Origin of the sequence: Domibacillus robiginosus (genome assembly GCF_000966195.1) — a bacterium.
GTDB lineage: Bacteria > Bacillota > Bacilli > Bacillales > Domibacillaceae > Domibacillus > Domibacillus robiginosus.
This window is the reverse complement of sequence record NZ_LAHL01000012.1, coordinates 310,306-322,817: the sequence shown is the minus strand read 5'-3', so window position 1 is coordinate 322,817 and position 12,512 is coordinate 310,306. Positions and strand designations below refer to the sequence as shown.

At 45.5% G+C, this 12,512-nt stretch carries 15 protein-coding genes and 2 riboswitches; of the genes, 10 read left to right on the top strand and 5 right to left on the bottom strand.

What is annotated here, in order from left to right; translation table 11 throughout:
- Positions 1-4: 4 nt before the first annotated feature.
- Complete coding sequence (locus VP97_RS09960) at positions 5-1,708, bottom strand: AAA family ATPase (protein WP_082220309.1); 1,704 nt, start codon at positions 1,706-1,708, stop codon at positions 5-7.
- 152 nt (positions 1,709-1,860) lie between these two features.
- Between VP97_RS09960 and VP97_RS09955 the strand changes: the two genes are divergently transcribed.
- From VP97_RS09955 to VP97_RS09925, 8 genes are all read left to right on the top strand, one after another.
- Entirely contained in the window at positions 1,861-2,298 is a 438-nt protein-coding gene (locus VP97_RS09955) for a peptidylprolyl isomerase (RefSeq protein WP_046175481.1), read from the top strand.
- 117 nt (positions 2,299-2,415) lie between these two features.
- Positions 2,416-2,515, top strand: a riboswitch (TPP riboswitch).
- Between the two features lie 58 nt (positions 2,516-2,573).
- Positions 2,574-3,071, top strand: coding sequence for an energy coupling factor transporter S component ThiW (gene thiW / locus VP97_RS09950; protein WP_245629866.1), 498 nt, complete (start codon positions 2,574-2,576; stop codon positions 3,069-3,071).
- Positions 3,071-3,871: a hydroxyethylthiazole kinase gene (thiM, locus tag VP97_RS09945; RefSeq protein ID WP_050181623.1), complete on the top strand. Its 801-nt coding sequence runs from the start codon at positions 3,071-3,073 to the stop codon at positions 3,869-3,871. The genes thiW and thiM overlap by 1 nt, the downstream gene beginning before the upstream one ends.
- 1 nt (position 3,872) lies before the next feature.
- Complete coding sequence (thiD, locus tag VP97_RS09940; RefSeq protein ID WP_050181622.1) at positions 3,873-4,679, top strand: bifunctional hydroxymethylpyrimidine kinase/phosphomethylpyrimidine kinase; 807 nt, start codon at positions 3,873-3,875, stop codon at positions 4,677-4,679.
- Positions 4,676-5,305, top strand: coding sequence for a thiamine phosphate synthase (gene thiE, locus VP97_RS09935; protein ID WP_050181621.1), 630 nt, complete (start codon positions 4,676-4,678; stop codon positions 5,303-5,305). Before thiD ends, thiE begins: the two co-directional genes overlap by 4 nt.
- Before the next feature lie 72 nt (positions 5,306-5,377).
- Positions 5,378-5,548 carry a diacylglycerol kinase family protein gene (locus VP97_RS24710; protein WP_172656756.1) on the top strand — a complete coding sequence of 57 codons (171 nt, stop codon included), beginning with the start codon at positions 5,378-5,380 and terminating at the stop codon, positions 5,546-5,548.
- A 5-nt stretch (positions 5,549-5,553) separates the two neighbouring features.
- Complete coding sequence (locus tag VP97_RS24705) at positions 5,554-6,276, top strand: diacylglycerol/lipid kinase family protein (RefSeq protein WP_172656754.1); 723 nt, start codon at positions 5,554-5,556, stop codon at positions 6,274-6,276.
- 88 nt (positions 6,277-6,364) lie between these two features.
- On the top strand, positions 6,365-6,901 hold the full coding sequence (locus tag VP97_RS09925) for a divergent PAP2 family protein (RefSeq protein WP_050181619.1): 537 nt from the start codon (positions 6,365-6,367) through the stop codon (positions 6,899-6,901).
- 29 nt (positions 6,902-6,930) lie between these two features.
- Here VP97_RS09925 and VP97_RS09920 read toward each other — a convergent pair whose 3' ends face one another.
- Complete coding sequence (locus VP97_RS09920; RefSeq protein ID WP_050181618.1) at positions 6,931-7,206, bottom strand: hypothetical protein; 276 nt, start codon at positions 7,204-7,206, stop codon at positions 6,931-6,933.
- Between the two features lie 479 nt (positions 7,207-7,685).
- Positions 7,686-8,945: an NAD(P)-dependent malic enzyme gene (locus VP97_RS09915; protein ID WP_050181617.1), complete on the bottom strand. Its 1,260-nt coding sequence runs from the start codon at positions 8,943-8,945 to the stop codon at positions 7,686-7,688.
- A gap of 205 nt (positions 8,946-9,150) precedes the next feature.
- A riboswitch (SAM riboswitch) is annotated at positions 9,151-9,256 on the top strand.
- Between the two features lie 65 nt (positions 9,257-9,321).
- On the opposite strand from VP97_RS09915, the gene VP97_RS09910 reads away from it, so the two are divergent.
- Positions 9,322-10,422, top strand: coding sequence for a methionine biosynthesis PLP-dependent protein (locus VP97_RS09910; RefSeq protein WP_050181616.1), 1,101 nt, complete (start codon positions 9,322-9,324; stop codon positions 10,420-10,422).
- Positions 10,423-10,430: 8 nt separating this feature from the next.
- Positions 10,431-11,576: a cystathionine beta-lyase gene (metC, locus tag VP97_RS09905; RefSeq protein ID WP_245629865.1), complete on the top strand. Its 1,146-nt coding sequence runs from the start codon at positions 10,431-10,433 to the stop codon at positions 11,574-11,576.
- Positions 11,577-11,618: 42 nt separating this feature from the next.
- Here metC and VP97_RS09900 read toward each other — a convergent pair whose 3' ends face one another.
- Positions 11,619-11,870 carry a GlsB/YeaQ/YmgE family stress response membrane protein gene (locus tag VP97_RS09900; protein ID WP_050181614.1) on the bottom strand — a complete coding sequence of 84 codons (252 nt, stop codon included), beginning with the start codon at positions 11,868-11,870 and terminating at the stop codon, positions 11,619-11,621.
- A 151-nt stretch (positions 11,871-12,021) separates the two neighbouring features.
- Entirely contained in the window at positions 12,022-12,450 is a 429-nt protein-coding gene (locus tag VP97_RS09895; RefSeq protein WP_050181613.1) for an OsmC family protein, read from the bottom strand.
- Positions 12,451-12,512: the final 62 nt, after the last annotated feature.

The window sequence follows — 12,512 nt, the reverse complement described above, 5'->3', positions numbered from 1 at the left end:
TTTTTTATGTCTGATAGATAAGCATTTCAACTTCTGAACCTTCAAGTGTTTCTTTTGTCATCAAATCTTCTACAAGCCGTTCAAATGCATCACGATGTTCTTCGATTAACGTTTGAGAACGTTGAAGCGCTATTTCAAACAGTTCATTCATTTTTGTTTCCTTATCCGCCTGGCGGAAGGTAAGAGAAAAGCGGTCCTGAAAAATACCGGTATCAACCATGCGTTCTAGAATCTGCTTTGCCTGCTGTACATCACCGCTTACCCCGATCGAATGCTCGCCGAGATAAAGACGTTCCGCTACTCCTCCTGAAAGAATCATAGCTACCTGGTCAATTAATTCGCTCGCCGTTGATAAGTGAAGCTCTTTCGGTACAGGTGCTACGTAGCCGAGTGCTTGTCCACGCGGAATGATTGTTGCTTTACGGACAGAGCCTGGCTTTGTCAGGGCAGCGACAAGCGCGTGACCAGCTTCATGAATGGCTACACGCCGCTTTGTAGCAGGATCTGCAAGCGGACGGGTTGTTGTACCAAGAATGGTACGGTCAAGTGCATAATTAAAATCTTCTTTTCCAATTGTATCACGCCCGCTTCGAATGGCACTGCGGCTTGCCGTTTCAAACAGTGCAGACAATTCTGCGCCGGAAAAGCCAACCGTCGACTCCGCCAGATCTTGAAGCATAGCTGCTGCATTGTCTGTTAATTTTTTTCCTTTGGCGTGAATATCGATAATTTCCTTGCGTCCTTTGGCATCTGGCAGGGTAACGTGAAATGAAAAATCGATACGGCCGGGGCGAAGAAATGCTTCATCGAGCATGTCGCGACGGTTTGTGGCAGCGATAAACAAGAGACCATCATTATCATGGCCGCCATCAAGCTGAACAAGCAGCTCTGTCAGCGTTTTTTCACCTTCTTCACCGCCATGTGCTTTCCGGCGTCCGGCTAGTGCGTCGACTTCATCAATAAAAATAACGGCTGGCTTTTGTTTGCGTGCTTCTGTAAACAAGCTGCGTACGCGTGAGGCGCCGACCCCGACAAACAGCTCAGTAAACGCGGAACCGCTTGATGAAAAAAAGGAAGCGCCAATTTCACGGGCAATGGCCTGGGCAAGAAGCGTTTTCCCGGTTCCAGGCGGCCCGTATAAAAGAATGCCGCGCGGCGGTTCGATACCAAGGCGGGTAGATAAATCTTTTTCCTTTAAAATCGACAGTGTCTGCAGAATGTCTTCCTTCATTTCGTCTGCAAGACCGCCAACATCATCAAGCGTAATATCTGGAAGAGGGCGGGCTTGTGAAAGGCTGTTTTTCATTGAGTGAGCCACACCCATGCCGCCGCCTTTCTTGCGATAAAAATAAAATCCGATTCCCGCAGCTGTTAAAAGAACCAGCATAATAATCCAGCTTTCATATGCATTAGCTTTTGCATACTCATAACGGATATTATATGTTTCGTTTAATCGATCAACTGCGTTGCTCTCCGGAGAAACATAAGATGTAAACTCGCCGTTTTGTGTGGAAATGTGCAGCGTGCCGTCAGGATGCTCCTCAAGCTCTACCAATCGGCCGTTTTCTTTTTGAATAAGAGATTCAACAGATGAAAACGGGACGACGGTTGCTTTATTGGTATTTTGCATGTAAACAATAACACCGGCTGCCACGAGCAGCGAAAAAACAATGGCTGCTTTCCACCACATTCCGGGACGTGTTAACATGGACATCACACTCCCTTTTTAGTCTCTCTTTATTATAAGAGAAAACGAGAATGGATGAAAGCGGAAAACATTTCTGCTCGAAAGCACTCTTGTTTTAAAATCGAATGGTGCGTGGTATGATAAGAAAGATTAAAATTAAAGGAGCGATTACTTTGGCGAAAAAAGGTTACATTCAAATGAAAGATGGCGAGAAAATCGAATTCGACTTGTTTCCAGAAGCAGCACCGGGTACAGTTGAAAACTTCGAAAAACTAGCGAACGAAGGGTTTTACAATGGTGTGGTATTCCACCGTGTTATTCCGGGATTTGTAAGCCAGGGCGGCGATCCGACTGGAACAGGAATGGGTGGTCCAGGTTACACAATCAAATGTGAAACAGAAGGCAATCCGCATACACACCAGGAAGGCTCTCTTTCTATGGCGCATGCAGGGAAAGACACAGGCGGCAGCCAATTCTTTATCGTTCATGAGCCACAGCCACATTTGAATGGTGTTCATACTGTTTTTGGCCAGGTAACATCAGGCATTGAAGCGGTAAAATCAATGAAAAACGGCGATGTTATGGAGAAAGTGGAAGTATTTGACGCATAAAAAAGTGCGAAAGCCGGCATTTGCCGGCTTTTTTTTTTTTGCAATTAAAGCGACAATTTTCGTTGTGCAGTTGACGAGTTTCAGCAAATTGTGTAAAAATAAAACCAATCATACATACAAGCCTACTGGGGGTGCCTTCGGGCTGAGAAAGGAAAATCCTTAACCCCAATAACCTGATCCGGATCATGCCGGCGGAGGGAAGTAGCAATCACTGACGAAAAACGGTTCAGCGTATTGCTGGGCTGTTTTTTTTGTGTGAAGGAGGAAATGAAAAGTTGTTTACCCCTCAAAAAATGGCCGTTATGGCCTTGCTGGCTGCAATCGGCGTGCTCGGTGCCATCTTCGTCTGGTTTCCGGCAGGAGCAGCGAAAGCATTCCCCGTTCAGCATGCTATCAATGTACTGGCAGCTATCCTGCTTGGGCCGGGGCCTGCAGTAGTGATCGCTTTTTTGATTGCAGCTGTTCGCAATTTACTTGGATATGGAACGATTCTTGCTTTTCCGGGCAGTATGATCGGTGCTCTGCTGGCAGGATATGCCTATCAAAAATGGAAAAAGCCTTCTCTTGCTGCAACAGGGGAGGTTGTAGGGACTGGTGTGATCGCTTCTCTTGTCTCTGTTCCGATCGCCAATTTGTTTCTTGGAATGAAAGCAGCAGCACTTGCTTTTTTGCCAGCATTTTTGATTAGCAGCGTGACAGGAGCCGTGCTTGGCCTTCTCCTGGCCGTCCGTTTAAAAAAAACACGAGTGTTTCAAGGAAAGGATCAATTCTAATGAATAATCACGATGCAGCTCAGCTGCTCCAAAAAGTAAGAGCCGAAAAGCCGCTCATTCACAATTTAACGAATATGGTCGTTACCAATTTTACGGCAAACGGCCTGCTTGCACTTGGTGCTTCTCCCGTTATGGCTGATGCAGTGGAAGAAGCAGCAGATATGGCACGTATTGCATCTGCCGTTGTCCTTAATATCGGTACACTTTCAGCTTCTAAAGTAGAAGCCATGATTTTAGCAGGGAAAGCAGCGAATGAAAAAGGGATTCCTGTTTTGTTCGATCCCGTTGGTGCAGGAGCCACGCCGTTTCGGACCGAAAGCGCCAAGCGTATTTTGTCAGAAGTAAAAGTGGATGTGCTGCGCGGAAACGCAGGAGAAGTTGCTGTACTGTGCGGACGGTCTGTTGAGGTAAAGGGAGTAGACGGCGGCGGAAATGAAGATGTGCGCAGACTGGCGAGAGAAGCAGCCGAACTGCTTGATCTTACTTGTGTGATTACCGGCAAGGAAGACAATGTGTTTGGAGAAAAAGCATATGCCATTCAAAACGGCCATCCTATTTTAACGCGTGTTACAGGGACAGGCTGTCTTCTCGGGGCTGTGATTGCTTCTTTCTGCGCGGTTGAAAAAAACTACGCAAAAGCAGCAGCAGCGGCACTGTCTTTTTATGGCGTGGCTGCGGAGCGTGCTGCCGCTGTCACCGGTGCTGACGGGCCTGGGGCATTCGCTGCCGGGTTTATGGATCAACTCTATCAAACAAGCAGCCACGATATCATTGAAAACGGAAAAGTAGAGGTGCTTTAATATGACGGTAGCCAAAGCATTAACCATTGCAGGATCTGACAGCGGGGGCGGCGCTGGCATTCAAGCGGATTTAAAAACGTTTCAAGAATTGGGAGTGTACGGTACGTCCGCTTTAACGGCTGTTACAGCGCAAAACACGCTCGGTGTACACGGTGTGTATCCGCTGGAAGCTGAAGCTGTGGAAAAACAAATTGAAGCGGTACTGTCAGACATCGGAGTAAATGCTGTTAAAACAGGGATGCTGTTTTCGGCGAGCATTATTGAAGCCGCTGCCTGGACACTCCGGAAATACGAGTGCCAAAATCTCGTCATTGACCCGGTGATGATTGCCAAAGGCGGTGCTTCATTGCTGCAGAAGGAGGCGTCGGAAGCGTTAAAAAAGGTGTTGCTTCCGCTTGCGCTTGTTGTGACGCCTAATATTCCTGAAGCAGAAGTGCTGACCGGGATGACAATCCGTTCAGAAGCCGATAAAAAAGAAGCGGCAAAGCGAGTTGCTTCCTATGGGGCAAAAAACGTTTTGATTAAAGGCGGTCATGAAGAAGGAGACCGAACATCTGATCTTCTATATGACGGAGAAACGTATTATACGTTTACCGGCAGGCGAATTAATACAAAAGACACCCATGGGACGGGCTGTACGTTTTCAGCGGCCATGACAGCAGAAATTGCAAAAGGTGCATCTGTTCATACGGCAGCACAAACAGCCAAGCACTTTATTCAGGCTGCGATTGAAGACGGTCTTCATATTGGAGAAGGCCATGGACCGACGAATCACTGGGCGTATCGCCAGCGGGGAGGCCGACTATGAAAAATGAACAGCTGGCTGTTTATTTTATTGCCGGTACGCCGAATTGCCCAAGGCCGATCCAAACCATCTTGCAGGAAGCCATTGCCGGCGGCATTACGATGTTTCAGTTCCGAGAAAAAGGAAAAAACGCACTTACTGGGACTGCAAAAAAACAAACCGCGCAGCGCCTGCAGTCGATCTGCCGGGAAGCAGGCATCCCGTTTATTGTCAATGACGATATTGAGCTTGCCATTGACATTGGTGCAGACGGCGTTCATATTGGCCAGGAAGATGAAGCGGCATCGGTTGTGCGTGAAAAGCTAAAAGGTGGCATTGTCGGTGTATCGGTCCATACAATGGAAGAATTTGAACAAGCAATAAAGGATGGAGCCGATTATGCTGGTACCGGCCCTATCTATGCTACAGCGACCAAAACGGATACACGTCCTGTCGCTGGTACGGATTTAATCCGTCGTATGAAGAAGCGTTATCCACACTTTCCGGTTGTCGGTATCGGTGGTATTACGCTTGGAAACGCGGAAGAGGTCATTGAGGCAGGCGCCGACGGAATTTCTGTAATTACGGCTATCAGCCTGGCTGAAAATCCCGCTTCCGCTGCAGCAGTTTTAAAAAACAACTTCTTATAAAAAAGCAAATAAGCAGGCCTTTTTTCGTGCTATGATAAGAAAAACGCATTTAAAATGAGGCCGGGTGAAGCAATGTACCTATTTATTATCAACCCGTCTTCCGGAAACGGACAGGCGGTTTTTTTATGGAAGAAAGTTGAGAGGATTTTAAAAAAGAAACTGGTTCCTTATGAAGCGCTTGTGGGAGGTTCGGATGTAGCAGCCCGCGAGTTTATTTGGAAGCGGGTCAAAGAAAAAAGATAAAAGCTGTGGCAGTGATCGGCGGCGACGGAACCTTTCATGCGGTTATACAGGATCTTGTGTACACGGATACAGCGGCCGCTTTGCTTCCGGCCGGGTCGGGAAATGATCTTGCCCGTATGTTTGGGCTGACAAAAAATCCGCATACTTTTGTAGAAGGACTGTTGTCAAAAAATCCGGAGCTGATCGACGTGCTGAAAGTTAATAACAGCGTTGGGCTGACGGTTTCTGGTATTGGCCTAGATGCTTATATCGCCGGACAGGAGGACAGGGCTTTTTATAAAAAAATGCTTCATAAACTGGGAGCAGGCAGCTTTTCTTATAAGCTAAGCGCTCTTTCATCTACTATTCGCTATAAGCCATTCCGAAGTGTCGTTACGATTGATCAGGATCAATACATATCAGACCGAACCTGGATGATTGCAAGCGGCAATACGTCTTTATACGGGGGAGGGCTTGTTATTTGTCCGTATGCACATCCTATTGATGGTGTAGCTGATATTACACTTGTGCATACTGTGTCGAGAAGCCGGCTGCTTTTTCGGCTGTTTCCGCTTCTTATAAAAGGGGACCCGCTGCTGCACACAGGTGTTACCTATAAAAAAGGAAAAAGCATCATGGTTCAAACGAGCCGGCCGGTACCGGTAATGATTGATGGTGAAGTAATTGGCATGACGCCCGCTGCCATTTCTATTCAAGAAAAAGCCATGCATCTCATTATCACTACGTAACAAAATGAAGCTTGTTTGCATATAAGAGCCAGGTTTTGGGTATGAAAAAAGGAGAAGATATGTGCACAAGTGAAGTGGAGGCGTAGGAATGGAAAAAATGAACCGTGGTATCATTTCAGCACTGTCAGCCATTGGCATTGCACAAGGATTGAAAATTTTGACTCATAAAAAAGTGAGCGGCAATTGGGACGTAAAACAAGCTTTTACAACAGGTGGCATGCCAAGCTCTCACTCCGCCGGCGTGTCGGCACTGGCTTCTTATGTGGCTGCAAATAAGGGATGGCGCCATACGGAAACAGCGTTAGCGACTGTTTTTGGCGTCATTGTGATGTATGATGCTCAAGGCATCCGCCGTCATACGGGAGAAATTGCCCAGCTGGTCAATGATCTGGAGAACAATCTCGCTAAATTTTCCGGTGAATTTCCGAGTTTTCAATATGTACAGCGCGAAAAAGAATTAAAGGAGTTGCTCGGCCACCAGCCGATCGAAGTAGGGGCAGGCGCCCTGCTCGGTGTTCTCCTTGGCATTGTTTCTGCAAAAATCGAAGACGGACTGCGAAAATCAGAACAAAAAAAGCAAATTTACAATCGGCGCGAAATCAATCGACGAAAACATCAATGGTAACGAAAAAAGCACCCGTCGAGGGTGCTTTTTTATTTGATCACTTGGAAAACAACATGACGGTTCATAACCGGTTTCAGCTTGAAGAGCACATGATGGATAATTTCCTTTTTCATCACAGCTGAAACGGCTGGTGAGAGGGTTAATGACTGAATAAAGCGTGATGCGTGGCATTCGATATAGTGGGTAATTTGCTCTTTATAAAATAAATCGCGCTTAACGATTTTTTCCTTTATTTCTTTTGTAAGCTGTATCGCAAATTGCGTAACAGAATATTCAACTCCTCCGTAAAATTCAGCTACTGTCATAGCTCATTCCACTCCTTCCTCCATTTCCATTTGTCAATATCTATACTTATATCTTAACATAAACTTTACAATAAATTAATAATTAAATGATATTTATTTACATTACCTTAATTTATATGCCATAAACGGCCTTATATGAAAAAAAAACCCTAAATAGAAGGGTTTTTTTCAGATTGTACACAAATGTCATAAATGACCGTACACATAAATGGGATGGATCGGCGGGAGTCCAGGCAGCTCTGCCTTCCATGGACCAGGCGCTAAGCCTATAGGAACCTTTGCCCTCCCGCCGCCAAGTAGCTTACGACAAGATTGTATAGAGCTCATAAGGTCGTACTTTTCTGTTTGAAAACGAGAAAATATTTATTCAGTCTTTGCTTATGAATTTTCAACACCGCGTATCGGCTCTTTTTTTAAAGCGAAAGATTTTGTTTATACACTGAAAAAACCTAAATAAAAAGGGTTTTTCATATAACGATTTAAGAAAGTGAGTTCGCTGCCGGCTTTACTTGAAGAGAAGAAAGCTGGTACGTTTTATGGCGGATTGCTTCAACAGAAACATGTTTTCGCGCAACGCCAGTATCCATCGCTGCCTGCGCAACAGCAGCAGCCACTTCTGGCGCTACACGCGGATCAAATGCAGATGGGATAATATATTCCTCAGAGCGTTCTTGATCGCTTACAAGAGAGGCAATGGCAAAAGCAGCAGCCATTTTCATTTCCTCATTGATATCTGAGGCCCGCGTATCAAGTGCACCCCGGAAAATACCTGGAAAAGCTAAAACATTGTTGACTTGATTTGGAAAGTCGGAGCGGCCTGTGCCGATCACCCGTACACCGGCTGCTTTGGCATCTGCCGGTAAAATTTCTGGCGTTGGGTTGGCCATTGCAAACACAATCGCATCCTTCTTCATCGTCTCGATCATAGTCGGTGTCAGTGCTCCGGCAGCAGAAACACCGATAAACACATCGCTGTTCTTTACCGCTTCCTCAAGCGGTCCGCTCACTTTATCCGGGTTGGTAAACGAAGCAATTTCTTCTTTGATTGGGTTCATCCCAGCGGTTCGTCCCTCGTAAATTGCTCCTTTCGTATCACACATAATTATATTATTTACGTTAAATGCCTGAAGCAGTTTAGCGATGGCTATACCAGCCGAACCGGCACCATTAATGACAATTTTAATATCAGAAAAGGACTTGTCCACAATCTTCAACGCATTAATTAAACCGGCAGCTGTAACGATCGCTGTACCGTGCTGATCATCATGAAAAACAGGAATATCCATTTCCTTTCTGAGACGCTCCTCAATCAAAAAGCAGTTGGGCGCTTTGATATCTTCTAAATTAATGCCGCCAAAGGATGAGGCAGTAAGTTTTACAGTCCGGATAATGTCTTCTGGATCGCTGCTATTAATGCAAATCGGAAAAGCATCCACGCCGCCAAAGTTTTTAAATAAAATCGCTTTCCCCTCCATTACGGGAAGAGAAGCATGTGCGCCGATATCTCCCAATCCGAGAACAGCTGAACCGTCTGATACCACTGCCACGGTGTTAGCTTTCATCGTATACTCATACAGATTTTCCGGGTTTTCGTGAATCTCAAGGCAGGGTTCAGCCACGCCTGGCGAATAAACAAGGCTTAAATCGTTTAAGTCTGTAACGCCCATTTTCGCTGCTGTTTCTAGCTTTCCTTGATAGTGACGGTGAAGGTCAAGTGCATTCTGACGTAAATCTTTCAATGTGATTCCTCTTTTCTGTTCAGTTTTTGATTTTCATAGCCATACAAACCAGAAATCGGTTTTAATTTTCTGAAAATTTATTTTTGTATTGTATCGCTTTTCAGAAAGGTTGTAAATAGAATCGGGCAAAAAATGTCCCGATGAATAAAAGGGTTGTGTTCTTTTCTTTTTTCCTGTACATTAAAAAATAAGATCAATTAAACAAACCTTATCAAGAGAAGCGGAGGGACTGGCCCGACGATGCTTCAGCAACCGGCCGTATCGGCAAAGGTGCTAAATCCAGCGGACTGACACCGTCCGGGAGATGAGAAGAAGTGTAAAAACAAGCCTTCTTCCATGGAGGCTTGTTTTTTTTATATTAAAAGGAGCGATAGAAATGACAAATATTGAAACAAAGCTTGCTCAAATCGGCAACCGTACAAACAATCCAACTGGAACAGTGAATCCGCCTGTTTATTTTTCAACAGCTTATCGCCACGAGGGAATTGGCATGTCAACAGGCTATGACTATGTGCGGACAGGAAATCCAACGCGCGAGGTCGTTGAAAAAGCGATCGCTGATCTTGAAGGAGCAGATGCAGGATTTGCTTTTTCATCCGGCATGGCCGCTATCCATACGTTAATGTCTTTGTTTGAGCCGGGTGATCATTTCTTAGTATCGGCTGACTTGTACGGTGGCACGTACCGATTATTTGAAAAAGCCTGGAAAAAGTTTGGTCTCGACTTTACATATGACAGCTTTGAAACGTTAAGTGAAACAAAAAAAATGGTAACCGAGAAAACAAAAGCGATCTTTTTGGAGACGCCGACCAACCCGCTTATGAACGAAATTAGCATCAAAGACGTTTCTGATTTTGCAAAAGAAAACGGCCTGCTGCTGATTGTGGATAATACGTTTTATACGCCAGTGCTGCAGCGCCCTATTGAGCAGGGTGCCGATATTGTTCTTCACAGTGCCACGAAATATCTTGGCGGGCACAATGACCTGCTGGCCGGCTTAATTGCTGTAAAAGGTGAAGAATTGGCGGCTCGTGTTTTTGATTTTCAAAATGCAATCGGCGCCGTGCTCGCGCCATTTGATTCCTGGCTGCTTGTCCGCGGCATGAAAACGCTCAGCCTGCGTATGAAGCAGCATACAGAAAACGGTCAAAAAATTGCGGCATTTTTGGAAGGGCATGATGATATTACAGACGTTTTATATCCGGGACAGGGCGGTATGCTGTCATTCCGCCTGAAGTCAGAAGAGTGGGTAAATGCATTCCTGCAAAACTTGGAGATTATTTCCTTTGCGGAAAGCCTGGGCGGCGTAGAGAGCCTTATGACGTATCCAGCCACACAAACCCATATGGATATACCGGAAGAAATCCGCGTTGCCAACGGCGTCTGTAACCGGCTTTTACGTTTTTCAATCGGGATCGAGCATGCGGAGGATTTAATTGCAGATCTCAAGCAGGCATTTCAAAAAATGAAGGGATGAACAACGAATTGAGCGATTATACATTTCAAACCAAATTACTTCATAACAATCATAAATTCGATCCGAATACCGGTGCAGTCAGTGTGCCGATTCAGCATGCATCTACGTTTCATCAATCTGACTTTGATTCATTCGGCCAGTATGATTACAGTCGGTCCGGCAATCCGACCCGTGAAACGCTTGAAGCAGCAATTGCTGAATTAGAAGGCGGTGTGCGTGGCTTTGCTTTTGCTTCCGGTATGGCGGCGATTTCTACTGCATTTATGCTCCTATCAAAAGGCGATCATGTAGTGGTGACAGATGACGTATATGGCGGCACGTTTCGAATGGTTACATCTGTGCTCACGCGTTTTGGCATTGAACATACATTTGTCGATATGACGGATCTGGATGCTGTTGCTGAAGCCATTCAGCCAAACACAAAAGTGATTTATATGGAAACACCGTCTAATCCACTGCTGAAGGTAACAGATATTGAGGGAGTTGTGAAGCTGGCTAAAGCAAATGGATGTCTGACATTCCTAGACAATACCTTTTTAACCCCTTATCTGCAGCGGCCGATTGAGCTCGGTGTTGATCTTGTTCTTCATAGTGCAACCAAATTTTTGTCCGGGCATAGTGATGTATTAGCCGGCCTTGCGGTCGCAAAGGATGAGGATTTAGCGGCTCAATTTTATGCACTGCAAAACTCGTTTGGGGCGGTGCTTGGGGTTCAGGACTGCTGGCTTGTGCTGAGAGGATTAAAAACATTATCAGTCCGGATGGAGCAATCGCAAAAAGGGGCAGCTGAAATTGCTCATTACCTCGCTTCTCACCCAAAAGTAAAGCATGTTTACTACCCAGGCCTTACCGAGCATCCAGGCCATGCTGTTCACTTTCGTCAGGCAGCAGGCGGAGGCGCTGTGTTATCATTCGAGTTAGAAGACGCTGATGCTGTTCGCCGCTTTACAGCACGTGCACAAATTCCAGTATTTGCTGTTAGTCTTGGGGCGGTCGAGTCTATTTTATCGTATCCGCCTAAAATGTCTCATGCAGCAATGCCGGATTCAGAACGGGACAAGCGTGGCATTCGGGACGGATTGCTGCGGCTGTCGGTTGGTCTTGAATCTCCAGATGATTTAATTCGGGATTTTGAACAAGCTTTTCAAGAATAATGCAAAAAAACGTCATCCTTTTGAAAAGGATGACGTTTTTTATTAAGCGTGACGCATTTTTTTAAGGATAAAGCTTACAATGGCTACAAGGATGATAGCGCCGATTAAAGCTGGAATAATGGCCATTCCGCCGATGGTTGGTCCCCAATCACCAAAGATTGCGCCGCCAATCCATGCACCAATAATACCTGCGATAATGTTGCCGATAATTCCGCCTGGAATATCCTTACCTAGAATAAGTCCTGCTAACCAGCCGATGATTCCACCGACAATTAAGAAGATAATAAAGCCCATGATGTTTTCCTCCTGGTAAAGTTATTTGTAATGCTTTCATGGTTTATGTATTCCCGATAACAAAAGGATCAAACCAAAAAGTGAATAAAAATTAATTGACAATATTTTCACAAACAAGATAAAAGAAAAAGAAAGAGCTGCAGCTCTTTCTTTAGTATTTCCGAATGGCAAAATCACATTCACCCTCGAGGGCTTTAATAAGCGGGCATAATCCGCTCGCTTCATCAATCACACGCTGATCAAGCAGTTCATTAAACCGGCCTCCGTAAAATTTTACATGAAGCATAATGCTGAGACGGTGGCCGCCCCTCTCAGGGTCTTTCAATACATCAACCTGCGCAGCAACATCAGCAAACGTTTCATCTGCATGATCATCAATGCCGGCAGCCTGCTGTACCGCATTTTGATAGCAGGCGGCAACGGAAGCGCCAAATAACTCAAGGTAGTTGGTCCTCATTTGTCCTTGGCCGCCTAAAATGGATGGTGTGGTTAGTTCAAGGCTTAATGGTCCTTCTTCTGTCCAGACGCTTCCTTCCCGCCCGCCCTTTGCATTAACCGTTATGCTGTATAGCGGTTCCATAAATGCTCGCTCCTTTTTGGGTCAGATTTGATTCTTTACTTCATTCCCCGACAAAAGAAGCG

Bases quoted from the DNA above. Each gene is read 5' to 3' on its own strand.
- VP97_RS09960 (WP_082220309.1), bottom strand. From the start codon at position 1,708: ATGTTAACACGTCCCGGAATGTGGTGGAAAGCAGCCATTGTTTTTTCG.
- VP97_RS09910 (WP_050181616.1), top strand. From the start codon at position 9,322: ATGACAAATATTGAAACAAAGCTTGCTCAAATCGGCAACCGTACAAAC.
- thiM (WP_050181623.1), top strand. From the start codon at position 3,071: ATGAATAATCACGATGCAGCTCAGCTGCTCCAAAAAGTAAGAGCCGAA.
- VP97_RS09920 (WP_050181618.1), bottom strand. From the start codon at position 7,206: ATGACAGTAGCTGAATTTTACGGAGGAGTTGAATATTCTGTTACGCAA.
- thiE (WP_050181621.1), top strand. From the start codon at position 4,676: ATGAAAAATGAACAGCTGGCTGTTTATTTTATTGCCGGTACGCCGAAT.
- VP97_RS09895 (WP_050181613.1), bottom strand. From the start codon at position 12,450: ATGGAACCGCTATACAGCATAACGGTTAATGCAAAGGGCGGGCGGGAA.
- VP97_RS09900 (WP_050181614.1), bottom strand. From the start codon at position 11,870: ATGGGCTTTATTATCTTCTTAATTGTCGGTGGAATCATCGGCTGGTTA.
- thiD (WP_050181622.1), top strand. From the start codon at position 3,873: ATGACGGTAGCCAAAGCATTAACCATTGCAGGATCTGACAGCGGGGGC.
- VP97_RS24710 (WP_172656756.1), top strand. From the start codon at position 5,378: ATGTACCTATTTATTATCAACCCGTCTTCCGGAAACGGACAGGCGGTT.
- VP97_RS09925 (WP_050181619.1), top strand. From the start codon at position 6,365: ATGGAAAAAATGAACCGTGGTATCATTTCAGCACTGTCAGCCATTGGC.